The sequence below is a fragment of the Dyella sp. RRB7 genome (genome assembly GCF_022761115.1).
Classification (GTDB): Bacteria; Pseudomonadota; Gammaproteobacteria; order Xanthomonadales; family Rhodanobacteraceae; genus Dyella.
This window is the reverse complement of the sequence record NZ_JAKWJS010000001.1, coordinates 836,227-861,422: the sequence shown is the minus strand read 5'-3', so window position 1 is coordinate 861,422 and position 25,196 is coordinate 836,227. Positions and strand designations below refer to the sequence as shown.

Annotated in this window: 20 protein-coding genes and 1 pseudogene; 11 read left to right on the top strand and 10 right to left on the bottom strand. The window is 65.9% G+C overall.

Going from position 1 to position 25,196, the window contains the following annotated elements; all coding sequences use genetic code 11:
- Window positions 1-85 precede the first annotated feature (85 nt).
- From MJ606_RS03950 to MJ606_RS03935, 4 genes are all read left to right on the top strand, one after another.
- Window positions 86-1,735, top strand: a complete 1,650-nt coding sequence (locus MJ606_RS03950; RefSeq protein WP_243048097.1) for a Na/Pi cotransporter family protein — start codon at window positions 86-88, stop codon at window positions 1,733-1,735.
- 280 nt (window positions 1,736-2,015) lie between these two features.
- Complete coding sequence (locus tag MJ606_RS03945) at window positions 2,016-3,128, top strand: efflux RND transporter periplasmic adaptor subunit (protein ID WP_243048096.1); 1,113 nt, start codon at window positions 2,016-2,018, stop codon at window positions 3,126-3,128.
- A complete protein-coding gene (locus tag MJ606_RS03940) occupies window positions 3,121-6,222 on the top strand; it encodes a CusA/CzcA family heavy metal efflux RND transporter (protein WP_243048095.1) in 3,102 nt (1,033 codons plus the stop codon). Before MJ606_RS03945 ends, MJ606_RS03940 begins: the two co-directional genes overlap by 8 nt.
- A gap of 2 nt (window positions 6,223-6,224) precedes the next feature.
- Window positions 6,225-7,766, top strand: coding sequence for an efflux transporter outer membrane subunit (locus MJ606_RS03935; RefSeq protein WP_243048094.1), 1,542 nt, complete (start codon window positions 6,225-6,227; stop codon window positions 7,764-7,766).
- Here MJ606_RS03935 and MJ606_RS03930 read toward each other — a convergent pair.
- Together MJ606_RS03930 and dnaG are read right to left on the bottom strand one after the other, a co-directional pair.
- On the bottom strand, window positions 7,763-8,392 hold the full coding sequence (locus MJ606_RS03930) for a DedA family protein (protein ID WP_243048093.1): 630 nt from the start codon (window positions 8,390-8,392) through the stop codon (window positions 7,763-7,765). The two genes, MJ606_RS03935 and MJ606_RS03930, sit on opposite strands and share 4 nt — an antisense overlap.
- A gap of 261 nt (window positions 8,393-8,653) precedes the next feature.
- A complete protein-coding gene (gene dnaG, locus MJ606_RS03925) occupies window positions 8,654-10,387 on the bottom strand; it encodes a DNA primase (RefSeq protein ID WP_243048092.1) in 1,734 nt (577 codons plus the stop codon).
- A gap of 95 nt (window positions 10,388-10,482) precedes the next feature.
- On the opposite strand from dnaG, the gene MJ606_RS03920 reads away from it, so the two are divergent.
- Window positions 10,483-11,139: an N-acetyltransferase gene (locus MJ606_RS03920; RefSeq protein ID WP_243048091.1), complete on the top strand. Its 657-nt coding sequence runs from the start codon at window positions 10,483-10,485 to the stop codon at window positions 11,137-11,139.
- A 55-nt stretch (window positions 11,140-11,194) separates the two neighbouring features.
- On the opposite strand, the gene MJ606_RS03915 is transcribed toward MJ606_RS03920, so the two are convergent.
- The 3 genes from MJ606_RS03915 to rpsU form a co-directional block, all read right to left on the bottom strand.
- Window positions 11,195-11,365, bottom strand: a complete 171-nt coding sequence (locus MJ606_RS03915) for a DUF1328 domain-containing protein (RefSeq protein ID WP_243048090.1) — start codon at window positions 11,363-11,365, stop codon at window positions 11,195-11,197.
- A 137-nt stretch (window positions 11,366-11,502) separates the two neighbouring features.
- Entirely contained in the window at window positions 11,503-11,949 is a 447-nt protein-coding gene (locus MJ606_RS03910) for a GatB/YqeY domain-containing protein (RefSeq protein ID WP_243048089.1), read from the bottom strand.
- Window positions 11,950-12,114: 165 nt separating this feature from the next.
- Window positions 12,115-12,330, bottom strand: a complete 216-nt coding sequence (rpsU, locus tag MJ606_RS03905) for a 30S ribosomal protein S21 (RefSeq protein WP_055999514.1) — start codon at window positions 12,328-12,330, stop codon at window positions 12,115-12,117.
- Window positions 12,331-12,441: 111 nt separating this feature from the next.
- On the opposite strand from rpsU, the gene tsaD reads away from it, so the two are divergent.
- From tsaD to MJ606_RS03885, 4 genes are all read left to right on the top strand, one after another.
- Window positions 12,442-13,467, top strand: coding sequence for a tRNA (adenosine(37)-N6)-threonylcarbamoyltransferase complex transferase subunit TsaD (gene tsaD / locus MJ606_RS03900; RefSeq protein WP_243048088.1), 1,026 nt, complete (start codon window positions 12,442-12,444; stop codon window positions 13,465-13,467).
- 28 nt (window positions 13,468-13,495) lie between these two features.
- Window positions 13,496-13,852 (top strand): dihydroneopterin aldolase, encoded by a 357-nt coding sequence (folB, locus tag MJ606_RS03895; RefSeq protein WP_243048087.1) that lies wholly within the window; start codon window positions 13,496-13,498, stop codon window positions 13,850-13,852.
- A gap of 3 nt (window positions 13,853-13,855) precedes the next feature.
- The gene (gene folK / locus MJ606_RS03890) at window positions 13,856-14,338 is read left to right on the top strand and encodes a 2-amino-4-hydroxy-6-hydroxymethyldihydropteridine diphosphokinase (protein WP_243048086.1); all 483 of its coding nucleotides are present in this window, start codon (window positions 13,856-13,858) and stop codon (window positions 14,336-14,338) included.
- Window positions 14,339-14,405: 67 nt separating this feature from the next.
- Window positions 14,406-15,266: a DUF6159 family protein gene (locus tag MJ606_RS03885; protein ID WP_243048085.1), complete on the top strand. Its 861-nt coding sequence runs from the start codon at window positions 14,406-14,408 to the stop codon at window positions 15,264-15,266.
- A gap of 35 nt (window positions 15,267-15,301) precedes the next feature.
- Here MJ606_RS03885 and MJ606_RS03880 read toward each other — a convergent pair whose 3' ends face one another.
- The gene (locus MJ606_RS03880; RefSeq protein ID WP_243048084.1) at window positions 15,302-16,048 is read right to left on the bottom strand and encodes a pteridine reductase; all 747 of its coding nucleotides are present in this window, start codon (window positions 16,046-16,048) and stop codon (window positions 15,302-15,304) included.
- A gap of 61 nt (window positions 16,049-16,109) precedes the next feature.
- Entirely contained in the window at window positions 16,110-16,754 is a 645-nt protein-coding gene (locus tag MJ606_RS03875; protein ID WP_243048083.1) for an EcsC family protein, read from the bottom strand.
- Between the two features lie 212 nt (window positions 16,755-16,966).
- On the opposite strand from MJ606_RS03875, the gene MJ606_RS03870 reads away from it, so the two are divergent.
- A complete protein-coding gene (locus tag MJ606_RS03870) occupies window positions 16,967-19,165 on the top strand; it encodes a TonB-dependent receptor (protein WP_243048082.1) in 2,199 nt (732 codons plus the stop codon).
- A gap of 97 nt (window positions 19,166-19,262) precedes the next feature.
- The gene (locus MJ606_RS03865) at window positions 19,263-20,456 is read left to right on the top strand and encodes an SAM-dependent methyltransferase (RefSeq protein WP_243048081.1); all 1,194 of its coding nucleotides are present in this window, start codon (window positions 19,263-19,265) and stop codon (window positions 20,454-20,456) included.
- Window positions 20,457-20,483: 27 nt separating this feature from the next.
- Here MJ606_RS03865 and MJ606_RS03860 read toward each other — a convergent pair whose 3' ends face one another.
- The 3 genes and pseudogenes from MJ606_RS03860 to MJ606_RS03850 form a co-directional block, all read right to left on the bottom strand.
- Window positions 20,484-22,076, bottom strand: coding sequence for a glycosyltransferase family 39 protein (locus MJ606_RS03860; RefSeq protein WP_243048080.1), 1,593 nt, complete (start codon window positions 22,074-22,076; stop codon window positions 20,484-20,486).
- A gap of 88 nt (window positions 22,077-22,164) precedes the next feature.
- Window positions 22,165-23,108 (bottom strand): annotated as a pseudogene (locus MJ606_RS03855) (glycosyltransferase family 2 protein).
- Between the two features lie 68 nt (window positions 23,109-23,176).
- Window positions 23,177-25,132: an LTA synthase family protein gene (locus tag MJ606_RS03850; protein ID WP_243048079.1), complete on the bottom strand. Its 1,956-nt coding sequence runs from the start codon at window positions 25,130-25,132 to the stop codon at window positions 23,177-23,179.
- Between the last annotated feature and the right edge of the window lie 64 nt (window positions 25,133-25,196).

The window sequence follows — 25,196 nt, the reverse complement described above, 5'->3', positions numbered from 1 at the left end:
GAGGCGCGAGATCGCGCCAGTTATCCATGACCCGGCCCCGGGCGGGTATGGTGTGGCGTCGATGTGCGCCACCAGGAGCAAGACCATGAAAGGCACTTTCGCCCTACTCGATATCGCCGGCTACGTCGCCCTGCTGCTGTGGGGCACGCATATGGTCACCAGCGGCGTGCTGCGTGGCTACGGCAGTGCTTTGCGTCGCTGGATGGGTCGCTATCTGGGCCATCGCCCGGCGGCGTTCGGTTTTGGCGTATGCGTCACCGCCGTGCTGCAGAGCAGTACCGCCACCGGCCTGATGGCCACCTCGTTCGCCGCCAGCGGTTTCCTGGGCCTGGCGCCGGGGCTGGCCGTGATGCTGGGGGCCAACGTGGGCACCACGTTGATCGTGCAGGTGATGTCGTTCGATATCTCCATCGTGGCGCCGGTGCTGATCCTTGTCGGCTTCGTCATCCATCGCCGCACCGATGACGTGAGCCACGAGAACCTCGGTCGCGTGTCGATCGGCCTGGGCCTGATGCTGCTGGCGCTGCACCTGCTGGTGGGCGCGATGGCGCCGGTGGAGAACGCGCAGGTGCTGCGTGCGATCCTACAGAGCCTGGCCAGCGAGCCGGTGCTGGCGGTGCTGGTGGCGGCGCTGCTTACCTGGGCCTGCCACTCCAGCGTGGCGGTGGTACTGCTGGTGGTGTCTCTGGCCAATGCCGGCGTGGTGGATGCGCCGGGCGCGCTTGCGCTGGTGCTGGGCGCCAACCTTGGCGGCACCATCCCGGCGTTGATGGAGGCGCACACGCCGGTGGCGCGCCGCTTGCCGATGGGCAACCTGCTGGTGCGCGCGTTCGGCTGCGTGATCTGCCTGCCGTTGCTGCCGCTGCTGGCGCACTGGCTGGCGCCGTTGGGTGCCACGCCGGCGCGCATCGCGGTGAATTTCCACACGGCGTTCAACCTTGCGCTGGCGCTGATCTTTATCGTGCCGGTGCAGAGCCTGGCGCGCCTGCTGGTGCGCCTGCTGCCGGAGCCGCCCAAGCCCAACGACCCGGGCGTGGCGCAGTACCTGGACGAGGGGGCGCTCGACTCGGCCAATGTGGCGCTGGCCAATGCGGCGCGCGAATCCATGCGCATGGCCGACATGGTCGAGGGCATGCTCAAGGGCCTGGTCGAGATCTTCGGCAAGGACGACCGCACGCGCGCCGCCGCGATCAGCCGCACCGACGAGTCGCTGGATCGCCTGGGCGTGGCCATCCGCGAGTACCTGGCCGATCTAGGCGGCGAGGCGCTGAATGAAGAGGATGGCGAGCGCAGCCAGGAGATCCTGGCCTTCGTGATCAACCTTGAGCATATCGGCGACATCACCGCCAATAACCTGATGGAGTTTGCCGCCAAGCACGCGCAGAGCGGGCAGGACTTCTCCGCCGACGACATCCAAGATCTTGCGGCCATGCATGCGCAGGTGATGGAAAGCCTGCGCCTGGGCCTCACCGTGTTCCTGCGCGGCGACCTGCGCGCGGCGCAGCAGCTGGTGGCGCGCAAGGAAGCGCTGTGGCGGCTGGAGAACGAGGCTTCGGAGCGCCACATCAAGGCCTTGCGCGAGCGCCGCGATGGCGGCGGGGGTGGCGACGTCTACCTGCGCATCCTGCGCGATCTGAAGCGCATTCACTCGCACCTGGCGGCGCTGGCCTACCTGCCGCTGGAGCGGGCCGGGTTGCTGCAGGGGCGCCTGGTGCGCGAGCCCGTGACGACCTGACGTAAGCCTCACCCGATATCGTATTCATTCTGTAAAGGAGCGGCGGCACCTTGGATCCGGACCCATCTACTGAATCCGTTATTCACCGCTGATCGCATCGACCTTCTCGCGCGCACTCTTTGACGAGTGACCACGCCCGCGGTGGCCGATAACGGTCAGCCCGCGGGCGGGTAATGCGTTGCAGCTCCTGGCGAGCTGTGCGCCAACCCCCTCGACTTATCCGCCCCATGGCCATGCGGCCATGACGGGCGACTGCAAGCTACCCGCCAGGGGAAATCCCATGTCGTACCGTTTGTCCCAACTGTTGCTCGCCATGGCCGTGACGATGTCGCTGGCTGCCTGTTCGCACCCTGCCGATGACCAGTCCGCCGCGGCCGCCTTCGTGGACGACCACGGGGTGCTGCGCGTGCCCGACCGATCCCCGCTGCGCAAGGAACTGCTGGTCGCGCCGGTGGAGCTGCGCACGGCCCCGCACGCCATGGTGTTTCCGGCCACGGTGGAGGCCGATCCGGCCCGTACGGCGAATGTGCTGACCCCGCTGACCGGCCGGGTTGCCGAACTGAAGGTCGGCCTGGGCGACCATGTCACCCGCAATCAGCTGCTGGCGGTGATCGAGTCCGGCGACATGGCGCAGGCCTATGCGGACGTGGCCAAGGCCAACGATGCGCTGGCCCTGGCCAAGAAGGCCCTCGATCGTGCGCACGGCGTGCAGCAGGCGGGCGGCAGTGCCGTGAAGGACCTGGAAGCCGCGCAGAGCGCGTACAACCAGGCGCTGGCCGAGTCCGGGCGTGCCCAGGCGCGGCTGCGTGCGCTCAGCGCCGAGGGCGCCACCACGCCGTCGCGCACCATCAACATCACCGCGCCGGTGAGCGGCTATGTCACCGCGCTGTCGGTGGCACCGGGTACCTACGCCAACGATCCCACCGCGGCGCTGATGACCATTGCCGACCTGGGCACGGTGTGGATCACCGCCCATGTGCCCGAGGACGAGGTCGGACATATCGCCAAGGGGCAGGCCGTGGACGCGACGCTGTCGGCCTATCCGGACGAGGTGTTCCATGGCCGGGTAAGTTTCGTCAGCCCGGTGCTGCAGTCCGATACGCGCCGCGACATGGTACGGGTGGCCTTCGCCAATGCCGATGGGCGGCTGAAGCCGAACATGTTCGCCAAGGCCAGCATCGCGGTGCCGCAGCCGGCTCAGGTGTTCGTGCCGGAGTCGGCGCTGCTGATGAACAACGACAACACCACGGTGTTCGTCGAAGTGTCGCCATGGGCGTTCGAGCGCCGCACCGTCGAACTGAGCTACGACGAGACCGCCGGCGTGCGCGTGGTGAAGGGCCTGAAGGGCGGCGACCGCGTGATCGTGAAGGGCGGAGTCCTGCTCAATGATTAACGCGATCTTCCACTTCTGCTTTCAGAAGCGCATGTTGTTCGTGGTGGTGACGCTGCTGGTGCTGTGCTTCGGCTACTACTCGTGGACGCAGCTGGCGATCGAAGCGTATCCGGAGCTGAGCGATGTCACCGCCCAGGTCACCACCCAGGTGCCGGGCCTGGCCGCCGAGGAAATCGAACAGCAGATCACCACGCCGCTGGAGCGTGGCCTGGCCGGCACGCCAGGGCTGGTGAGCATGCGTTCGAGCAGCACGTTCGGCCTCTCGCTGATCACCATGGTGTTCAGGGACGGTGCCGAGGATTACTGGTCGCGCCAGCGCATCATGGAGCGCATCAGCCAGGTCACCTTGCCTCCGGGCGTCACGCCGGGCCTCGATCCGGTATCCGGGCCCGCCGGCGAAATCTATCGCTACACGCTGGAGTCCAACAGCCAGAACCTGATGCAGCTGTCCGAGCTGCAGAACTGGGTGATCGTCCCCGCGCTGGAGAAGCTTCCCGGCGTGGCGAATGTCGACATCTTCGGTGGCTTCACCAAGGAGTTCCAGCTGCAGCTGGACCCGGCGCAACTGCTGCGCTACGGCGTCAGCGTCAATCAGGTGGTCAGCGCGATCACCGCCAATACCGCCAATGCCGGTGGCGGCCGCATCACGCGCGGCGAGCAGTCGTACATTGTGCGTGGCATCGGCATGGTGCATACGCTGAAGGACCTCGGCGACATCGTGGTAACGCAGAGCAACGGCGTGCCGGTGCTGGTGAAGGATCTCGGCAAGCTGCAGTACGGCCACCAGGTACGCCAGGGCATTCTGGGCAAGGACAGCAACCCCGACACCATCGAGGGTATTGTCGACCTGCTCAAGTACGAAAACCCCTCGCGGGTGCTGGAAGGCATCCACGCCACCGTCGACAAGCTCAACCAGCAACTGGCCGCGCAGGACGTGCGCATCGTCCCTTATATCGACCGTGATGACCTGGTCAGCGCCACCAAGGAAAAGGTCGTCCACACGGTGATGGAAGGCGTGGGCCTGGTCTGCATCGTGCTGATCCTGTTCCTCGGCAGCCCGCGCTCGGCGATGGTTGCCGCGGTGGCGATCCCGATGTCGCTGGTGACCGTATTCATCCTGATGCAGTTCACCCACATGCCGGCGAACCTGTTTTCGCTGGGCGCGATCGACTTCGGCGTGATCGTCGACGGCACCATCGTGGTGACCGAGGCGATCCTGCGCCGGCGCGAGCAGAAGCCCAACGCCGTGCTGACCGAAGACGACGTGATGACGGTGACCAAACACGTCGGTCGCTCGATCTTCTTCGCCACGTTGATCATCATCACCGCCTACCTGCCGCTGTTCGCCTTCGAGCATGCGGAAGGCAAACTGTTCCGCCCGATGGCGTTCACCGTGGGCTATGCGTTGCTGGCGGCGCTGCTGTGCACCGTCACGCTCACGCCCGGCCTGGCGTACCTGGCGCTGCGCAAGCCGCGCAAGATTTTCCACAACAAGCCGCTGGAGAAATTGCAGGCGGCCTATACGGCGGCGCTGCGCAAGCTGCTGGGCCGGTTGCCGGTGGTCTATACGGTGGCGGGTGCGGCGTTCGCCGGCGTGCTGGTGCTTGGCATGTCGATTGGCCGCGAGTTCCTGCCCGATCTCGACGAAGGCTCGCTGTGGCTGCAGGTACAGATGCCCTCCGGTCTTTCGCTGGACAAGGCCAGTGCGATGACGGCCGATCTGCGCCGCGCCGTGGGCGAGTTTCCGGAGGTGTCGTACGTGGTGACCCAGTTGGGCCGCAACGATAGCGGCACCGATCCATGGACACCTTCGCATGTCGAATCCGGTGTTGGCCTAAAGCCTTACAACACCTGGCCTGATGGCGAAAGCAAGGCGGAGTTCCTGCGTCGCTTCAATGCGCGCATGCAGCAGATCCCCGGCATTTCGGTCGGCATCAGCCAGCCGATTGTCGACGGCGAGAACGACATGATCGGCGGCGCGCACAGTCCCCTGGTGTTGCGCATCTATGGCGATGACTTCAAGGAGTTGCGTCGTATCGGCGGCCAGATCGTCGAAGTGCTGCGTGGCGTGCGCGGCACGGCCGAGGCGTCGATCTTCCAGGAGCCGCCGATTCCGCAGCTGGCCATCGTGGCCGATCGCGATGCCGCGGCCCGCTACGGCATCAATATCGGCGACATCAGCAGCCTCATCCAGACGGCCGTTGGCGGTTCGCCGATCACCCAGGTGTATGTGGGTGACCGCATCTACAACGTGACGGCGCGCGTGTCCAACGATGTCGCCAACAGCATCGAGGCAATCGGCCAGTTGCCGTTGACTTCCGCCAGCGGCGCCCAGGTGCCGCTGAAGCAGGTGGCGGACATCAGCATGAAGACCGGCGAAAGTACGATTTCGCATGAGCAGGGCAAGCGGCAGCTGACCATTCGCATCGACAACCGCGACCGCGCGCTCTCGGAATATCTGGCCGACGCGCAGCAGCAGATCGATGCGAAGGTGCATTTCGACCCGCAGAATTATCACCTGGAGTGGGCGGGTACTTTCGAGAACCAGCAGCGTGCGGAAGCGCGCCTGATGGTGGTGATGGCGCTGGTCATGGCCATCATGGCGGTGTTGCTGTTCGCTGAATTCGGCAAGCTGCACCAGGCGCTGCTGGTGCTGGCGGTGGTGCCGCTGGCCACGGTCGGTGGGCTGATCTCGCTGCACCTGCGCGGCGAGACGCTGAACATCGCCACGGCAGTGGGTTTTATTGCGCTGTTCGGCGTGGCGGTGCAGAACGGCATCATCATGGTGTCCAACATCAATCGCGTGCGCAAAGAGGGGCATTCGCTGATGGATGGCGTGCTCGAGGGCGCCACCGAGCGCTTCCGGCCGGTGTTGATGACCGCTACCGTGGCCAGCGTGGGCATGCTTCCCGCGGCGCTCGCCACCGGCATCGGTACCGATGTGCAGCGAGGGCTGGCCACCGTGGTGGTGGGTGGCTTGCCGATCGCGACGCTGCTGACGCTTTTCATCTTGCCTGGCTTCTATTTCGCGACCGAGCGTTTCATCGATCGTCGCCGCCGCAAGCATCGTCCGCATCCGACGCGGGAGCTGTAATCATGCCTATCGCAAACATCTCCAACGCCTTGCGCGGTTGTTCGCGCTCGTTGCTCGCCCTGGGGCTGGGCCTCGCCCTGGCCGGCTGTGCCGTCGGTCCCGACTATCAGCGCCCGGCAGCGCCGCCAGCGCAGGATTACGCGCCGGCCGCCACGCCTGCCCGTACCGCCGAGGCCTCCGTGCCGGGTGGCGATGCACAGCAGTTCGTGCGCGAGATGGATATTCCGGGGCAGTGGTGGACCTTGTTCCACTCCGAGCCGTTGAATGCGCTGATCGAGGATTCGCTCAAGCACAACCCTGATGTGGCGGCGGCGCAGCAGGCGCTGCAGGCCGCCAGGGAAAACGTGCGGGCGCAGCAGGGGGCGTTCTTTCCCCAGCTCAGCGCCAGCGTGGACCCGACGCGGCAGAAGACCGGCCAGGTGGTGGCCAGCAACGTGGTTTCCAACGCCACGCTGTACAACCTCACCACGGCGCAGTTGAGCATCTCCTATACGCCCGATCTGTGGGGCGGCAACCGCCGCCAGGTGGAATCGTTGGTGGCGCAGGCCGATGCGCAGCGGTTCCAGCTGGAGGCGACCTACCTCACCCTCACCACCAACCTCGTCAATGCGGCGGTGGACGAGGCCTCGTTGCGCGCGCAGATCGCGGCGACGCAGGACATGATCGACAGCCAGTCGAAGATACTCGAAGCCAATCGGCGGCAACGGGCGCTGGGCGATCTGGCGGACAGCGATATCGCTGCGCAGGAGACCGCCCTCGAGCAGGTGCGCGCCAGCTTGCCGCCGCTGCAGAAACAGCTCGCACAGCAGCGCGACCTGCTTGCCGCGCTCGACGGTCGATCACCGGACCAGGACGTGTCGGCCCGCTTCGAACTCGATGCCTTGCAGCTGCCGCAGGCGTTGCCGATGAGCCTGCCGGCCCGGCTGGTCGAGCAGCGGCCCGATGTGCGCATGGCCGAGGCCCAGCTGCATGCCGCCTGCGCGCAGGTTGGCGTGGCTTTCGCCAATCGCCTGCCGAACATCCAGATCAGCGCCAATGGCGGCAGCGCCGCCGACCAGATGCATGATCTGTTTGGCAAAGGCACCAGCTTCTGGAATCTCGGTGCCGCGATCACCGCGCCGATCTTCGACGGTGGCACGCTCAAGCATCGCCAGCGCGCGGCGGAGGCCACCTATCGGCAGGCTGCCGAGCAGTACCGCAGCACGGTGATGTCCGCCTTGCAGAACGTGGCCGATTCGCTGCACGCCGTGCAATCCGATGCCGAGGCCATGGCGGCCAGCGCACGCGCCGAGCAGGCTGCCGCACGCAGCCTGGCCATTGCCCAGCGGCAGCACGCGCTGGGCGACATCAGCACGGTCGCCTTGCTCAATGCGCAGGTGACCTACCGGCAGGCCGAGCTCGCCCTGGTACAGGCGCGTGCCGCGCGGCTTGCCGATACGGTGGCCCTGTTCCAGGCGCTGGGCGGCGGCTGGTGGCATCGGCAGGATGTGGCGGATGTGCCAGCGCTACACCAGCCGCCAGGCCGGCCCCGAAGCGACAGCTAGCGCGAACTGGCCGACGCGCAGGCAACACGCCGCTTATGCCGCCACCACAGCGCCAGCACCGACAGCAGCACCACGCCACCGAACAGCCACAGGCCGTTCTGGCCGCGGCGGACCCACATCGCCAGCCACTCGTGGTTGTCGGCGCCGAAATAGCCCAGGTAAACCCAGATGGGCACGCTGATCAGCGCCGCCATGCCGTCTAGCAAAAAGAAACGCAGGAACGACACGCGATGGGTGGAGCCGGCGGTGATGAATACCGCCGTGCGCATGCCGGGCAGGAAGCGCGCGATGAACATCAGCCGGTTGCCGTAGCGCTCGAATTTCTCCTGCACCTTGGCGTAGCGCTCGGGCGTGAGCACGCGTGCCACGAACCGCCACTGCAGGATGCGCGCGCCGAAGTGGTGTCCAAGCAAGAACATGCCGGCGTCGCCGACCAGCACGCCAGCCATGCCCACGCCAAACATCACGTGCACGCTGCCGTAGCCCAGGCCGGCGATCACGCCCCCGGCGACCAGGGTGATGTCCTCGGGCAGGGGCACGCCGGCGCCACATGCCAGCAACGCGATGAACACCGCGATGTAGCCGTTCTCGGCGAACAGGGTCACCAGTCGTTCAAGCAGTTCCATCACCATCCATGCCCGGGTGCGTTGCCCCTACCCTCAAGGAGGGTCGATGATCCCATACGAAAGCGTCAAGGCGCTTGCGGTAGTGCAGGGAGCGCGTCATCTGTTCCCTCTCCCCTCCGGGCGACCCGTAGCCAGTCCCCGCAAAAGGCGGAGGCGGCAATCTTGCGGGGAGGTTGGTTAGAAGCCTGTTTTTTTGTGCTCTCCCGCGGGCACCTATCCCCACCGTATTCCTCTCCCCCGCGGGGAGGGAAGGCTCAACGCTCAGCTCGTCTTTGCCGGCGCCGCGCGCGCGGCGAGCAGCTCGCGCAGCTCGGCTTTCTCCGCCGGCTCCAGCGTGCCCTCGCGGCTCTTGGCGGTCAGCCAGTCGCGGCGTTGGATCACCGCCTGCTGCTCCATGCGTGCCAGCGCATCGAAGAACTCCGCACGCTGGGCTTCGGGCTCGCCCACGGTCATCGCGGCCATCAGTTTCTGTAGCGCGGGATATTCGGGCCGTTCGGCGTAGTGCTCCACCAGCATGGCCGGGTTGATGCCGGGGCGGGAGCGCGCCAGGTCGATCAGCTCGGCCAGCAGCTCGACGCCCGGCTTGTCCAGGCGCAGGAAGCCGTACGGGCGCTCCACCTGGTCGGCCACGCCCGGCTGCGCCAGCAGCAGCGCGATGGCGCTGCGCACCAGCGAGCGCTGCACCACGGTCGGCCGCTGCACGGCGCGGCGGGCCGTCGGATCGGCCTCGACCAGCGCGCGTGCGCCGGTGCGCTTCTCCAGCTCCTGCGCCATCAGGTCGCGGAAGGCGCCATCGGGCAGCCTGGCGATCAGCGGCCGTGCCCGTTCGGCCAGGCGTGCGCGGCCGTCGAGGCTGGCGATGTCCACGTCATGCGCCAGTTCGCCGAAGAAATAGTCCGACAGTGGCGTGGCGGCCTTCAGGCGCTTCTCGAAGCCCTCCTTGCCTTCCTTGCGGATCAGCGTGTCGGGATCTTCGCCGTCGGGCAGGAACAGGAAGTACGCCTGCCGCCCATCGCGCAGGCGCGGCAGCGCCGATTCCAGCGCCTTCCAGGCGGCGGCACGGCCGGCGCGGTCACCGTCGAAGCAGAACACCACATCGGGCGCGGCGCGGAACAGTACTTCGGTGTGCTCGGGCGTGGTCGCCGTGCCCAGCGTGGCCACCGCAATGGGCAGGCCGGCCTGGTGCATGGCGATCACGTCCATATAGCCCTCGACCACCACGATGCGGGCGAGGCTGGGATTGGCCTGCTTCACCTGCCACAGCGCGAACAGCTCGCGGCCCTTGTGGAACAGTGGCGTCTCGGGCGAATTGAGGTATTTGGGGCTTTGCTCCGAACTCAGCACCCTGCCGCCAAAGGCGATCACGCGGCCGCGACGATCCAGGATGGGAAACATCAGCCGTTCGCGGAAACGGTCGTAGCGGTGTCCGCGTTCGTTGCTGGCCACCATGCCCGCTTCATTGAGCAACTGTATGCGCTTGTCGCTTCCGCCCAGCGCCTTGATCACCCCATCGAAGCCGGCCGGCGCCCAGCCGATGCGAAAGCGCTGGATGGTCTCCGCATCCAGCCCGCGCTTGCGGCAATAGGCCTGTGCGTCGGCGTTCTTGGGCAGCTCGTTCTCGTACCAGCGCGCGGCGGCGTCGAGCAGGGCATAGAGGTCGGTCTTGTCCTCGCGCGGGGCGCGGTCGTTGCCGCCTTCGCGCGGCACGGTGAGCCCCACCGACTGGGCGAGTTCCTCCACCGCATCGGGAAACTCCAGGCGCTCATAGTCCATCAGGAACTTCAGCGCGCTGCCGTGCGCGCCGCAGCCGAAGCAATGGAAGAACTGCTTGGCCGGGCTCACATAGAACGACGGCGAGCGCTCGTTGTGGAACGGGCAGCAGGCAGTCCACTCGCGGCCGGCCTTCTTCAGCGGCACGCGCCGCTCGATCACGTCGACGATGTCGACGCGGGCAAGCAGTTCGTCGATGAAGCTGTCTGGGATACGTCCGCGCATAAGTGGCCTAGTGTAGAGGGTGCGCCGCGCGCAGGTGCGACTGCGCGCGACGGCGGGCTTGCCCTATGCTGGGCGCAGGGGAATCGGGGAGTGTCATGGGGAATATCCGAGGGGTGGCCAGGTCGGCGCTGCGCGTGCAGTTTCGCCGGGCCGGGCCGGACGACGCATCGGCGGCGGTACCGCTGATCTACAGTTCCGGGCCGGCGGCGTTCGACTATGTGTTTTCAACCCGCGATGGGGGTGACGCGCAGGCCTTCCTGCAGCGCTGCTTTGTCGATGGCGCGGGCGAATTCGGCTGGCGCAATCACTGGGTCGGGGTCGTCGATGGCCGGGTGGTGGCGGTAGGGGCAGGCTATGGCGCCGACAGCAAATGGCCGTTCACGCTGGCGGCGGCGCGGCAGATCCTGGGGCACTACGGTGTACGCCAAGGGCTTTCGGTGATTTCGCGCGGGCTGCGGGTGGAGTCGCTGATCCGTCCGCCGGACGGTGACATGCATTACCTGGCCCACCTCGGGGTGGTGCCGGAGGTGCGCGGGCGCGGCGTGGGCCGGGCCCTGATCGATCAGCTGATCGGCACGGCGCGGGACGCGGGGCGCCATCGCGTGGCGCTGGACGTGGCGGTCAGCAACCCGCGCGCCGAGGCGCTGTATCGGCGCGCGGGTTTCAAGGTGGTCAGCGAGCGGCGCTCACGGCTGGCCAGGGGCGAGACACGGGTGCCCGATCATCGGCGCATGGAGCGCATCATCGATTGACCTGGGGCCGGTTCTCGCTCTCCGGCGTGGACTGCGCGGAGAGTGGGCGCTGGCGCTAGACGGCGTGGATCACGCCAATCACTGCCAGCAGCGCCAGCAGGAACAGGATCACGAAGATCGCAAACAGCACCTTGGCGATAGTGGCGGCGACACCGGATACGGTGCCGAAGCCGAGCCAGCCGGTGACCAGCGAGACGATGGCGAGAATGATGGCCCACTTGAGCATGCGCTACTCCCTATGCAATGGGGTTGCCGCCGGCAACGCCGCCGATGGCGCTACCGGTTGTAGGGGGCCGTACGTGAAGAGGGTGCAGTGAGGAGCTGTATGTCGCGTGCACGCCTGCGACAGGGTGGGCTTTTTGTTCAGCCGGCCAGGCGCGCCTTGATGCGGCCCGAGACCACGCCCATGTCGGCGCGGCCGGCGGCCTTTTCCTTCACGGCGGCCACCACCTTGCCCATGTCGCGCGCCGACGCGGCGCCGGTGTCGGCGATGGCGGCGGTGATCAGCGCGTCGATTTCCTCGTCGCTGAGCTTGGCCGGCAGATAGGTCTCGATCACCGCCATTTCGTTGCGCTCGACCTCGGCCAGGTCCTCGCGGCCGGCAGCCACGTACTGGCTTACCGAGTCTTTGCGCTGCTTGAGCATCTTCTCCAGCACCGACAGCACCTGGACGTCGTCCAGCTCGATGCGCTCGTCCACTTCGCGCTGCTTGATGGCCGCCAGCATCAGGCGGATCACGCCCAGGCGATGCTTGTCGCCGCCGCGCATGGCCGTCTTCATGTCTTCGGTAAGCTGCTGCTTGAGGGTCATGGCCTTTCCTTTGGAAGCACACAAAGCCAGCGTTGCTCCAGGCAACGCCGGCCAGTGTAAGGGTAAAGAACAGCGGCGGCGGATTAACGCGCCAGCTGCCGGTTAACCCGGGTCGCGGCGCCTGGGCGCCGGCAACCGATCGTCCGCACGGGGCGGACGATGGACTCAGTACATGCGGGTCTTGCGCGAAACGTCGCGCGAGAGGCGGCGCAGGTGGCGCTTGACCGCGGCAGCACGCTTGCGCTTACGCTCCTGGGTCGGCTTCTCGTAGAACTCGCGCTTACGGGTTTCGGCCAGGACGCCGGCCTTTTCGCAGGTGCGCTTGAAGCGGCGGAGGGCAAGCTCGAACGGCTCGTTCTCGCGGACTTTTACGCTGGGCATGGAGACTCCAAGTGTTAGACTGGCCCGCACTAACGAGCCGGTGGAATACGGTGAGCCGCGAAGTATAACGTGGAAACGACAGCATTTTCAAAGCCCCAGTCAGCCAAGCCTGTGCTGGGCATCGAAACCTCCTGTGACGAGACCGGCGTGGCCCTGCTGCAGTGGGAACCCGCCGCGCCCGGCCGCGGCCTGCTTTCACATACCCTCTACAGCCAGATCAAGCTGCACGCCGACTACGGCGGGGTGGTGCCGGAGCTGGCCAGCCGCGACCACGTGCGCAAGCTGCTGCCGCTGGTGCGCGAGGCGCTGGCCGAGGCCGGCCTGACCCCCGCCGACCTGGGCGGCGTCGCCTACACCGCCGGCCCCGGCCTGGTGGGTGCGCTGCTGGTCGGCGCTTCGGCCGCCCGTGCCATGGCCTGGGCGCTGGGCGTGCCGGCCATCGGCGTGCATCACATGGAAGGCCACCTGCTGGCGCCGCTGCTGGAGGATGACCCGCCGGCACCGCCGTTCGTGGCCCTGCTGGTCTCCGGCGGCCACTCCATGCTGGTGGAGGTGAAGGGCATCGGCCAGTACCGCATCCTGGGCGACACGCTGGACGATGCCGCCGGCGAAGCCTTCGACAAGACCGCCAAGCTGATGGGGCTGCCCTATCCCGGTGGTCCGGCGCTGGCCACGCTGGCCGAGCAGGGGCGTCCCGGCGCCTTCCGCTTCTCGCGCCCGATGACCGACCGTCCGGGGCTGGATTTCAGCTTCTCGGGCCTGAAGACCCAGGTGCTGCTGGCCTGGCAACACTCGGACCAGAGCGAGCAGACCCGCGCCGATATCGCCCGCGCCTTCGAGGAGGCGATTGTCGACACCATGATCATCAAGTGCCGCCGCGCCTTGCAGGCCAGTGGTGCGAAACGGCTGGTGATCGCCGGTGGCGTGGGCGCCAACAAGCACCTGCGTGCCGAGCTTGCCGCGGCCGGCGCGAAGGATGGCTTCAAGGTGTACTTTCCGCGCCTGGCGTTCTGTACCGACAACGGCGCGATGATCGCGCTGGCCGGCGCCATCCGCCTGGCGGCGGGCCAGCACCAGGACGCCTCGGTGCAGGTGTTCCCGCGCTGGGATCTGGAAAGCCTGCCGCCGGCGCGGTGACGGCGGCGGTATCCGTTACCCTATCGCCATGGATATCGTTTTCATTGAAGACCTGCGCATCGATGCGGTGATCGGCATCTACGACTGGGAGCGCCGCGTGCGCCAGACCTTGTCGTTCGACATCGAGATGGCGTTCGACAACAGCGTGCCCGCCGCCAGCGACGACATCGCCCACACGCTCAACTACAAGGACGTGTCCAAGCGTCTGATCGACTATGTGGGCGCCTCCCGTTTCGGATTGGTGGAGACACTGGCCGAGCGTTGCGCGGCGATCATCCGCGAAGAGTTCGGCGTGTCGTGGGTGCGGCTCAAGCTGTCCAAGCCCGGCGCGGTGCGTGGCGCCAAGGCGGTGGGTGTACGCATCGAACGTGGCACGCGTCCTTAGAGCATGGCGCGCGTTTACCTGAGCCTGGGCTCCAACCGGGAGCCAAAGCGCTATCTCGCCGCCGCGCTGGTTGAGTTGCGCGAGCGCTTCGGCGAGCTGGCGGTGTCCCCCGCGTATCGCAGCCAATCGGTGGGTTTCGACGGCGCCGATTTCATCAATCTGGCGGTGGGGCTGGATACCGATCTTTCGCCCGAGGCGCTCAACGACTGGTTGCACGCGCTGGAGGACCGCCACGGCCGGCGTCGCGACGTGCCGCGCTTCTCCGATCGCACGCTCGATGTGGATATCGTGCTTTACGACGACCTGGTGCGGCAGGGCGAGGGCCATCTGGACATCCCGCGCAAAGAGCTGCGCCACGCGTTCGTGCTCAAGCCGATGGCCGATATCGCGCCGCAGCTGGTGCATCCGGTGAGTGGTCGGACCATGGCGGCGCTGTGGGCGGCCTTCCCGGTGGACAGCGAGCCGCTGGTGCCCGAGCCGCTTTGACCCATGCACTGTCGCCCGTGCATGGCGGGTGTTAGAACATCGCGGTCCATCACACGGAGGTCGCTTTATGGCAGGTCGGTTTTCACGCAGCTGGAGCCTGATGAAGGCCAGCGCGGCGGTGTTGCGTTCGGACAAGTCGCTGTTGATGTTTCCGCTGGCGTCCGGCATCTGCTGCCTGCTGGTGGCGGCAAGCTTCCTTATCCCCATCGGCATGGCGTTTGCCGCGGCGGACGGGGTAGGGGGCGAGACGCACCAGCGCGCGCTGTCCACGGGCGGCTATGTCGCGTTGTTCCTGTTCTACCTGGTGCAGTACTTCGTCATCATCTTCTTCAACACCGCGCTGGCCGGCGCCGCGCTGATGCGGCTACGCGGCGAGCCCACCAGCTTTGCCGCCGGTTTCGCGCTGGCGCGCGAGCGGGTGGTGAGCATCTTTGGTTACGCATTGATCGCTGCCACGGTGGGCCTGGTATTGCGCGCCTTGCAGGAGCGCCTGGGGCTGATCGGCCGGCTGGTGGCCGGCTTCCTCGGCCTGGCCTGGACGGTGGCCACCTTCCTGGTGGTGCCGGTGCTGGCCAGCCAGGAGGTGGGGCCGACCGAGGCGATCAGTCGCAGCGTCGCGCTGCTCAAGCGCACCTGGGGCGAGAACATCATCGGCAACGCCGGCATCGGCGTGGTGTTTGGCCTGCTGATGTTCCTCGCCATCCTGGCGGCAGGCGGACTGATCGTGGGCGCGTTCGCGATGCAGTCGATCGCGGCGGTGATCCTGGCCTTCGCGGTGGCCGCCATCGGCATCACCCTGCTCGGCCTGATCCAGGCTTCGCTGCAGGGCATCTATGCGGCGGCGTTGTACAACTATGCCGAGGAAGGGCAGGTGGGCTATGGCTTCGACCAGGCCATGCTCGAGCAGGCGTTCAAGCCGAAGCAATAGGCGATAAGGACGGGACGCGCAGTGCGCGTCCCGTTCTACACGGACAGCGTCCGTCCGCCATCCACGCGGATGATCTGCCCCGTCACGAACGGGGCATCGCGCAGCAGCCACAGTACGGCGCCGGCCACATCCTCCGGCGAGCCGGCGCGCTGCAGCGGCGTGCGGGCCAGCATGGCCTGCTGATCGTCGTACGGCTTGCCGTCGCTGGGCCACATCACCGCGCCGGGCGCCACGCCATTGACCCGCACGTCAGGCCCCAGGTCGAGCGCGAGCGAGCGCGTCATGGCGGCCAGCGCCGCTTTCGCCATGCAGTACAGCGGATGCTGGGCGAGCGGGCGTTCGGCGTAGATATCCACCAGATTGACGATGGCTCCCCGTGCTTCCCGCAGCGCGGGCACCGCCGCCTGCGCGAGAAAGAAGGGGGCCTGCGCGTTGGACGCGAACAGCTCGTTCCACTGCGTGGGCGTGGCCGTGCCCAGTGGCGTGGGATAGAACGCCGAGGCGTTGTTGACCAGCGCATCGAGCCGGCCGTAGCGGGCCAGCACGCGTTGCACGACATCGGGCAGGGCGTCCAGATCGGCCAGTTCGGCCTGCACGGTATAGGTGCTGCCGCTGCGCTGGCGTTCGAGCGAAGTGGCCAGCCGCTCGGCTTCCGTGGCCGAGCGGCGATAGTGCAGCGCGAGGTCGTAGCCGGCGGCGTGGAGGGTCCGCGCGATCACCGCGCCCACCCGCTTGCCGGCGCCCGTGACGAGGGCGACCGGACGTTCGTGGCGTGGATTCATGCGCGGGCTCCTGCGTGACGCGATGGGGCTGCGAGCTTGCCGCAAACCGCGCGGGGCGTCATCAGGTCGCGGCCTTGTCGGTGGGTGCGCCGCCTTCCACCGGTGCTTCATCGGTGCTGAAGGGGGCGCCGAACATGGCGATGGCGGTGCGCGCCACCTGTCCGGTGTCGTAATAGGCGTAGGCGCCCACGCCCATCGCGCCCACCACCGGCAGCCATCGCGAGATGCCCTTGCCCACCGCGCGCTGGGTCACCTTGATGCCGACGGTCTTGGCGACGTGTTCGGCCACGCTATAGGTGATGCGGCGAAACAGCAGGCGATCGCCCACCCGCACCACCAGGTCGCGGAACGCCTGCGCGGTGGTGTGGCGGAACAGGCACCACAGCATCTGCTCGCGCCCCAGCTCCGAGTGCTGGCCATAGGCGGCGGCGATGTCGCTGACCATCTGCGCCTGGATCTTCCAGATGGCGATCAGCTCCGGCAGCACGGTGAGCCAGCCCAGGGGCCCTGGGGGCAGCGCCAGCGAACCGGCGGTGAGCGCGGCGCGCTGGGCGGCACGGGCGGCCAGCCGGCGGGCTTCGGCCTCCGGGTTCCGGCTGCCTTCGATCTTGCTGTCCGGGATCTGGCTGACGAAGTCCAGGATGGCCTGGGTGACGCGGCTATGGTCGGCAATGACCGCCGGCAGCTGGGAGGAGGGTTTGCTCATGGGCCTGCGGCTCGCTGGGCACGGCGGCTGCCGTATGGCCGCAGTCTAGGCCGTGGCGGTGAAACCCCGCTGACCCCGCCGTGCGGTGGCAGGCTTAACGTAGGATGTTGCACCGCAATGCATGACTTTTGGGGCAGGCGGCTGGCGGTTTAGAATGGCAATGTTATAACGTATCGAAAATAGCAACTTCACCGCCCCTTTCCGGAAACCCGATGAAACGTTCCCTGCTTGCCTTGAGTCTTGCTGTTGCGCTTGGTGCCGTCCCGACGGCGTTTGCCCAGACCAATCCGAACGCGGATGCCAGCAGCGCAGCCACTACCGGCGATGCCGGTGGCAACGGTGCTGACACGACCGGCGCCGCCAGCAACAAGCCGGCCAAGGTGAAGCAGCTCGGTACGGTGGACGTGAGCGCCGCGCTCGACCAGGCCCGCAACTCGCTGTCGCCGGATACCGGCAGCAGCCAGTACGTGATCGACGAGAAGGCCATCCAGGCGCTTCCGCTGGGTGATTCGACGCCGCTGAACCAGGTGATCCTGCAGGCGCCGGGCGTGGTGCAGGACTCCTATGGCGGGCTGCATGTGCGTGGCGACCACGCCAACCTGCAGTACCGCATCAATGGCGTGATGCTGCCCGAATCGATTTCCGGTTTTGGCCAGGCGCTGGACGCCCGCACCATCCAGAGCGTGACCCTGCTCGACGGCGCCCTGCCGGCCCAGTACGGCGAGCGCACGGCGGCGGTGGTGGACATCACCACCAAGAGCGGTTCGTCGCTGGGCAACGGCGGCAGCGTCGGCATCACCGGTGGCTCGTTCGGCACGGTCAATCCCAACGCCTCACTGTGGGGCAGCAACGATCGCTGGAGCTACTTCCTCACGGCGAACTACCTGCAGAGCGATGTCGGTATCGAGAATCCGACCGCCAGCCGCTCGCCGATCCACGACCACACCAACCAGGTGAAGGTGTTCGGCGACATCAGCTACCTGATCAACAACGATACGCGCATCAGCTTCATGTTCGGCGCGAGCAACAACCGTTTCCAGATTCCCAACAATCCCGACCAGGAGCCGCAGTTCGGCTATCTGGATACGGTCAATTTCAACTCCGCCGATCTCGATGAGCGCCAGAACGAGCAGACCCGCTTCGGCGTGCTCTCGCTGCAGGGCAAGCTGGGCGAGACGGCGTATCAGGTGTCGCTGGGCCAGCGCTATAGCGGCTTGCAGTACATGCCCGACGATATCGGCGACCTGATGTTCAACGGCGTGGCCGCCGCCATCAACCAGAGCGACCGCGCCAGCACGCTGCAGGCCGACTTCTCCATGCCGTGGGGCGGCAGCCATACGTTGCGCTACGGCCTGTACGGCAACTTCGACCAGGCCGTTACCAATACCAATTCGCTGGTGTTCCCGGCCAATCCGGACGGCAGCCAGGCCAGCACGGTGCCGTTCAACATCTTCACCGGCGACAAGATCACCGCGCGTACCTGGGCCGCCTATGTCCAGGACGAATGGAACATCAACGACAAGTGGACCCTCAACTACGGCTTGCGTGGCGACCAGTACGAAGCATTCCGTACCGAAAGCCAGCTGAGCCCGCGCGTGGGCGTGGTGTGGCAGGCCACCGACAGCACCACGGTGCATGCGGGCTACTCGCGCTACTTCACGCCGCCGGCGAACGAGCTGATTTCCTCCAAGGACATCAACGCATTCGCCAACACCACCAATGCGGTGCTCAACTACGGCAACAACACGCCGCTGGCCGAGCGTTCCAACTATTACGACCTGGGCGTACAGCAGAGCATCGGCGCCCACTGGACGGTGGGCCTGGATGCGTACTATCGCGACGTGAGCCGCCTGCAGGATGAAGGCCAGTTCGGTGCCGCCTTGGTGTATTCCACCTTCAACTATCGGTACGGCCGCATCCGCGGCACCGAGTTCAGCCTGAACTACGACAACGGCCCGGTGACCGCGTACTTCAACTTCGCCTACAACCGCGCGATGGGCAAGGACGTGATCACCAGCCAGTACAACTTCGCGCCGGATGAGCTGGCCTATATCGCGGACAACTGGATCCATCTCGACCACGACCAGAAGCTGACCTCGTCCGGCGGCATCAACTACGCCTTCACCGACAGCACCAAGATCGGCGCCGACTACCTGTTCGGCAGCGGTTTGCGTGAGGACGGCGAGGTGCCCAACGGCCTGTCGCTGCCGTACTACTTCCAGCTCAATCTCAGCGTCTCGCACGACTTCAACTTCGACAGCACCGGCAAGTTCCATACGCAGCTGGCCCTGATCAACGCGCTGGATCGCAGCTACGAGCTGCGTAGCGGCACCGGCGTGGGCGTGGGCGCGCCGCAGTTCGGTCCCCGCCGCGGCGTGTTCCTGAGCTTGCAGAAGGACTTCAATTTCTAAGTCAGCTGGGCCCGTCCCCCGCCATGGCCTTCCTCCCTCACGAGGCCATGGCGGGGGCATGGGTTATCCTTTGCCTGTACTTCCACAGGCAACGTGCATGTCCTCCCGACTCCCCGAACCTGGCGCCGACGAGCGCGCCCATTCCGACCGGCTGCTCGCGCGCCTGCGCGAGGAGATCGCCGCGCACGGACCGATGCCGTTCTCGCAATACATGGAGCGCTGCCTGTACGCGCCGGGCCTGGGCTACTACAGCGCAGGCAAGACCAAGTTCGGCGAAGCCGGCGACTTCATCACCGCGCCGGAGCTGGGCGAGCTGTTTGCGCGCTGCGTGGTCAATGCCACCCATCCCGTGCTGGAGCTGCTCGGCGAGAACGCGGATTTCCTGGAGCTGGGCGGTGGCAGTGGCGCGTTTGCGGAAGCCGCGCTCAAGGCCTTCGCCGCCAGCGGTACGCTGCCGCGTCGTTACCTGATCCTCGAACCCAGCGCGGACCTGCGCGAGCGCCAGCGCGAACGGCTGCGGCAGGCGCTGCCGGCGGAACTGTTCGCCCGTGTGCTATGGCTCGATCGCCCGCCTGAGCAGGATTGGCGCGGGGTGCTGTTCGCCAATGAAGTTATCGATGCGCTGCCCACCACGCGCTTCACCATGCGCGCCGGCGAGGCCTACGAAGAATACGTGGCACTCGATGGCGAAGGCCGGCTGATGCGCGTGGATCGCCCCGCCGATGCGCTGGTGTCCGGCGCGGTGCGGCATGTCGAGCGCGACATGGAGGTCGAATTCGCCGATGGTTATCGCTCGGAGATCCTGCCGCAGCTTCCTTACTGGGTGCAGGCCATTGCCGGGTCGCTCACAGCCGGCGTGATGCTGTTCGTCGACTACGGTTATGTGCGGCGCGAGTTCTACCTGCCCGAGCGCGACGATGGCACCCTCAGGGCGTACTACCGGCATCGCGCGCACAACGACCCGCTCTACCTCCCCGGCCTCAACGACCTTACCGCCTCGGTGGATTTCACCGCGCTGGCCGAGGCCGGCAACAGCGCCGGCTTCGGTGTCGCCGGTTACCTGTCGCAGGCGCAGTTCCTGATCGGCAGCGGCCTGCAGGAAGCCTTCGAGGCTGCGTATGAAAGCGCGCCCGACGAGCCGGCACGCTATCGGCTTGCCCAGGAAGTGAAGAAGCTGACCATGCCCGACCAGATGGGCGAACGCTTCCAGGCGATGCTGTTCGCACGCGGCATGGAGGTGGTGCCGCTACCGGCGGCGTTGCTCGAAGCGGACCAGGGCGAGCGGTTGTAGGCGTCCAAGGCGGGCCATTCGCACAACTCACTCGGCATCCAGCCAATAGAATGTAGGCATGCCTTCCCTGGTGGTAAAGGTACGCTCGGTGATCGAGCTGGCGCCAGCCGACAGCAGGGTTTGACGGTAGTGCTCGCGGTTGGCGATATCCCAATACACAAGTCGAAAGTGTCGATAGCCCGCTTTGCGAAGCTTATCGAAGGTTTCAGGCTGGGAGTCGGTCACGTAACGGACGCGATTGCCGGTGAGGAAACTGAATGAAGTAAAGAAGCCCCATTCGGGAAAGATATACGCCACATCTTTGGGGGCATCTCTGGCCTCGACAGCAAGAGTCGTCAACGCCTCCGGGCTTTTGGCCCCGCCGCCGGTTTTGGCGAGCCGTTCGTGGAAGTCAGCCTGCTGCACCAGGTTTCCCGCCAGGCAGCCCACGATCACAAGACCAGTCACCGCATTTTTCATGCGAAGCGAGAGACCTGCCCAGCGCCCTATCTCTGCCACCAATAACGTGGCAAGCAGATAGAGGAACGGAACGAGCACAGAAAAGTGATGGACCCAGAGACGCTGGCCGAACAGCAGGGCCACGCTTACGAAGGATACTGGCAGCAAAGCGGGCAGCGTCTGCAGCAGGTGTTCGTCGCGGCGGAAAAGCCGCAAGACGCATAGCGCAGTCAGGCTTAGGGTGACGCCCGCGAACAGGTAGAACTTTATGACGCCCCAGGTGAATGGCAGTGGCTGGCCGAAGATCATGGCTTCGTTACCGCTGTCCGTGACAGCGAGTCGGATCAGCTGCCATGCGTAACCGAGATGACCACCGCTGGCGCCATTCGCGTCGAAGGGGTGAAGCTGGGAAAGGAGACTGCGGATGAAGGCCAGTGCAGGCTCGACACCGTGCAGTTTAAGCACGAGGGAGAGGTATCCCAAGGCAAAAGGCAGCATGCCTGCTGCGAGACCGATGATCCAGATGGGCAGATCGCGCCATCCATTTCGTGAGCGTAGTGCCACCAGCATCAGCATGCCTGGCACAAAGAACAGCAGGACGAAATAGCCATAGCCGGCCAATCCCGCAAATACGCCTGAAAGAAACGTGCGGTGCCGTAGGACGAGCGATCTTTTATCCGCGGGGAGTGCAAGGAGCAACGAGACGAACAACCAGGCGGCGCCACCTAGAACGATGTAGAACTGGGTGCGAAAAGAGGCGGTAAAGGCCAGTTCGGTCGCAAGGCCCAGTCCGCATGCCAGGGCGAGCCCATTCGAACGCGTCAAGCGCCGGGCGGTGAGGTAGACGGCGCTGAGCAGAATGACCCCGAATACCGCTTGCGCGAGCCGCAAAGTGGCTACGCTGCAGCCGAACAGAGCGAAGAGCGGCAAGCCCACATAAACGTTTTGCACGCCATGGTAGAGGTTGCCCAGCAGCGGGAAGGTGCTTGAGGGAAGCGCTGCGCCAGGGTTGTGCAGCCGATGATCCAGCAGTTGCGCGGCGAGGAAGTCCGGGTTGATGGCATCCATGTAGATGCCGGGCAGCTGGATCTGCGCAACGACGAGCATCATGAAGGTGGCTATGGGTAGCAGCCAAAGACACCGCCCGACAATGTCGTCGCGGTCGGAGAAGTCGAAACGCATCAGGCGAGCCATCCTAGATCGAAGCGCCAAGCATCTTGCCAGAATTCCTGCGCGGAGTTCCGGGTAGCTGGCATCGATGAAATCGACCTCAGGGCTCGTCGGCACCAGGCGGATGGTAGGCCAGATAGGCCAGGTGCTTTTGCTCGCGCCGGCCCAGCGTGACCGTGTCGAGAATCAGCCCGCAGACCAGGAAAATCGCCGCCAGCAGCACGAGGGCCGAGCACAGGATGGCGGTGGGGAAGCGCGGCACCAGCCCGGTTTCGACATAGGTGGTGAACAGCGGAACCGCGAGCAGCAGGGATTCAGCATGCATGCCACCGCGCCCAGCGAGAAGAACGCCAGCGGCCTGCCGTTCTTGGTCAACGCGAGAATGGTCATGAGGATGCGCCAGCCGTCTGTCCATGTGCTGAGCTTGCTCTGTGAGCCGTCCATGCGCGCGGCGTAACGGGTCGGGTGCTCGGCCACCGGCATGTGCTGCTCCAGCGCATGCACGGTCAGTTCGGTTTCCACCTCGAAGCCACCGGCGCGCGCGGGATACGATTTCACGAAGCGCCTGGAAAACACCCGGTAACCGGAAAGCATGTCGGAAAAGGTGCGGCCGAAGATGCGTCCGGTCAGCTCCGTCAACAGCCAGTTGCCGAAACGGTGTCCGTGGCGGTAGGCCTCAAGTTCGGTGCTGACACGCGTGCCGACCACCATGTCCAGCTGCTCGGCCAGCAGTCGCTCGATCATCACGGGCGCTTGCGCGGCATCGTAGGTGGCATCGCCATCCACCAGCACGTACACATCGGCATCGACGTCGGCGAACATGCGTCGCACGACATGCCCCTTGCCCTGCAGGTCCTGCCGGCGCACAACGGCGCCCGCGGCGGTCGCCGCGGCCATGGTGCCGTCGGTGGAGTTGTTGTCGTAGACGTAGATGCGCGCCTGCGGTAGGGCCGCCGCGAAGTCGCGCACCACGACAGGGATGGCAACTGCCTCGTTATGGCAGGGAATCAGGACCGCAACGCGGGTCTTCCTTGAATGGCTCATCGCTTCGAGGGCGCAAAGGACGTGGGCGTCAGTGTCTCAGAAAACCCACGCCTTTGGCTCGGCCCCTGCTATTTCACCGGCGTACTGTCTTCCGGTCGTTTCACCATCAGGCCATGCTTGAACAGGAACGCGGCCACCTGGTAGTACGCCGTGGCGTCGTCGACCTGGCCCTGGTCTATCGGCGTGTTGGGCACGGCGTCGCCGTTGTCGAAGTTCGGGCGCAGCTGTTCGAGCTTGCGCTGCGGCTCCAGCACCGTCAGCACGTCGCCATGCAGGTAGCCGAGCTTTTCGTAAGTGGCGGGGAAGGCGCGCTCGCGGCCGGGTTCGAGCTCGAAGAGATCGGCGCCGAAGAAGCGGCTGCGGTAGCTGAAGTTCAGCAGGCCCAGCACGGTGGGCATGATGTCCACCTGCGCCATCTGGCGCGACACGCGCTGCGGTGCGATGTGCTTGGGTGCGTAGATCCACAACGGGATGTGGTAGCGGTTGATCGGCACGCTGGTGCGGCCCGCGCTGGAGGCGCAATGGTCGGCGGTGATCACGAACACCGTGTCGTCGAAATACGGTTTGGCCTGCGCGCGCTTGATGAAGTCGGCGATCGACCAGTCGGTGTACGCCACCGCGGCTTCGCGCGTGCCGTTCTTCTGCGGCACGCGGTTGGCCGGCACGGTGAAGGGGCGGTGGTTCGAGGTAGTCATGATGTGCAGGAAGAACGGCTTGCCCTGCGCATGGGCCTCGTCCATCTGCTTGAGTGCCAGCGTGTAGAGATCCTCGTCCGCCACGCCCCACACGTTCTCGTGGTGGATGACATCGTTCTTGCCGATGTCATTGCGATCGACCGTGCGATAGCCGTTGTGCGAGAAGTAGTAGTTCATGTTGTCGAAGTAGCCGTAGCCACCGTAGACAAAGTCCGACTGGTAGCCGCGATCGTTGAAGATGTCGGCTACCGACAGCAGGTTTTCGTTGTTGTGCGCCTTGACGATGGAGTCGCCGGGCGTCGGCGGCACGGACAGCGACAGCGCTTCCAGGCCACGCACCGTGCGGGTGCCGTTGGCGTAGAGGTGGTCGAAGAACATGCTCTGGCCGATCAGCGCATCGAGGTTGGGCGTGATGCCGCGCTTGTCGCCGAATTCCTTGAGGAAGTCCGCCGACAGGCTCTCCACGCTGATCAGCACTACATTGAGGTGTTTTTCCGGGCCTTCGTGGCGGATCTCGCGGGTGAGGTCGCGCGGATCGTCGTTGACGTAGGTGGCCTCGGGCGTCTTGACCAGCTCGCGTACGCGCTTGAATGCTTCATCGTCAGGCAGCGTGCGATAGAAACGCGAATAGTCGAGATGGCTGCTGCGGAAGGCTGCGAAGAACTCGTAGATGCCGTTGCCGGAAAGCTCGTTGACGTAGGCGTTGTCGGTACGGTCCTTGTAGGTGCCCTTGAACGCCACCGCCGTGATCACCGTGATCAGCAGCCACACCAGCACCACCTTGCCGCGCTGCAGGAAGCGCGTGCCGCCGTCGCTGGCGCGCAGTCCGCGGCGGCTGAACCATACGATGGCCAAGGTGGCCAGGGCCAGCAAGCTGATCCAGGTGCCCAGCGGATACGACTCGCGGATATTGCCGATCACCTCGGTGGTATAGACCAGGTAATCCACGGCGATGAAGTTGAAGCGCGTACCGAATTCGCCCCAGAACACCAGCTCGGAGGCGCCGACGAACATCAGCCCGAACAGCAGGATCGCGCCGAGGGCGTAGAGCGCCCATTGGCCTGCACGCGACACGTAGGCGCGCTGCGGCATTAGCCACAGGTACAGCACCAGCGGCCAGGCGACATAGCCAAAGACGATCAGGTCATAGACCAGGCCCACGCCGAACGCATAGGCCCAGTACAGCGGATGGTGCGGTACGCCACTGCCCGCCATGAACAGCAGCGCGATGCGCGTGATCGCCCCGATCAGTACATAGCAGATGGCCAGCCACCAAAGCGGGCGAAAGCGCTGGCGCAGCGGTGAGGTCGGGTTGGATGCAATCGGCACGGATAGCTCCGGACAAAAGGAAAGGTGATGCCGTACCGTCCTGGTCGGGGCACGCGACCCGTCT

Coding starts and splice junctions, on each gene's coding strand:
- MJ606_RS03950 (WP_243048097.1), top strand. CDS start 86: ATGAAAGGCACTTTCGCCCTACTCGATATCGCCGGCTACGTCGCCCTG.
- MJ606_RS03945 (WP_243048096.1), top strand. CDS start 2,016: ATGTCGTACCGTTTGTCCCAACTGTTGCTCGCCATGGCCGTGACGATG.
- MJ606_RS03940 (WP_243048095.1), top strand. CDS start 3,121: ATGATTAACGCGATCTTCCACTTCTGCTTTCAGAAGCGCATGTTGTTC.
- MJ606_RS03935 (WP_243048094.1), top strand. CDS start 6,225: ATGCCTATCGCAAACATCTCCAACGCCTTGCGCGGTTGTTCGCGCTCG.
- MJ606_RS03930 (WP_243048093.1), bottom strand. CDS start 8,392: ATGGAACTGCTTGAACGACTGGTGACCCTGTTCGCCGAGAACGGCTAC.
- dnaG (WP_243048092.1), bottom strand. CDS start 10,387: ATGCGCGGACGTATCCCAGACAGCTTCATCGACGAACTGCTTGCCCGC.
- MJ606_RS03920 (WP_243048091.1), top strand. CDS start 10,483: ATGGGGAATATCCGAGGGGTGGCCAGGTCGGCGCTGCGCGTGCAGTTT.
- MJ606_RS03915 (WP_243048090.1), bottom strand. CDS start 11,365: ATGCTCAAGTGGGCCATCATTCTCGCCATCGTCTCGCTGGTCACCGGC.
- MJ606_RS03910 (WP_243048089.1), bottom strand. CDS start 11,949: ATGACCCTCAAGCAGCAGCTTACCGAAGACATGAAGACGGCCATGCGC.
- rpsU (WP_055999514.1), bottom strand. CDS start 12,330: ATGCCCAGCGTAAAAGTCCGCGAGAACGAGCCGTTCGAGCTTGCCCTC.
- folB (WP_243048087.1), top strand. CDS start 13,496: ATGGATATCGTTTTCATTGAAGACCTGCGCATCGATGCGGTGATCGGC.
- folK (WP_243048086.1), top strand. CDS start 13,856: ATGGCGCGCGTTTACCTGAGCCTGGGCTCCAACCGGGAGCCAAAGCGC.
- MJ606_RS03885 (WP_243048085.1), top strand. CDS start 14,406: ATGGCAGGTCGGTTTTCACGCAGCTGGAGCCTGATGAAGGCCAGCGCG.
- MJ606_RS03880 (WP_243048084.1), bottom strand. CDS start 16,048: ATGAATCCACGCCACGAACGTCCGGTCGCCCTCGTCACGGGCGCCGGC.
- MJ606_RS03875 (WP_243048083.1), bottom strand. CDS start 16,754: ATGAGCAAACCCTCCTCCCAGCTGCCGGCGGTCATTGCCGACCATAGC.
- MJ606_RS03870 (WP_243048082.1), top strand. CDS start 16,967: ATGAAACGTTCCCTGCTTGCCTTGAGTCTTGCTGTTGCGCTTGGTGCC.
- MJ606_RS03865 (WP_243048081.1), top strand. CDS start 19,263: ATGTCCTCCCGACTCCCCGAACCTGGCGCCGACGAGCGCGCCCATTCC.
- MJ606_RS03860 (WP_243048080.1), bottom strand. CDS start 22,076: ATGCGTTTCGACTTCTCCGACCGCGACGACATTGTCGGGCGGTGTCTT.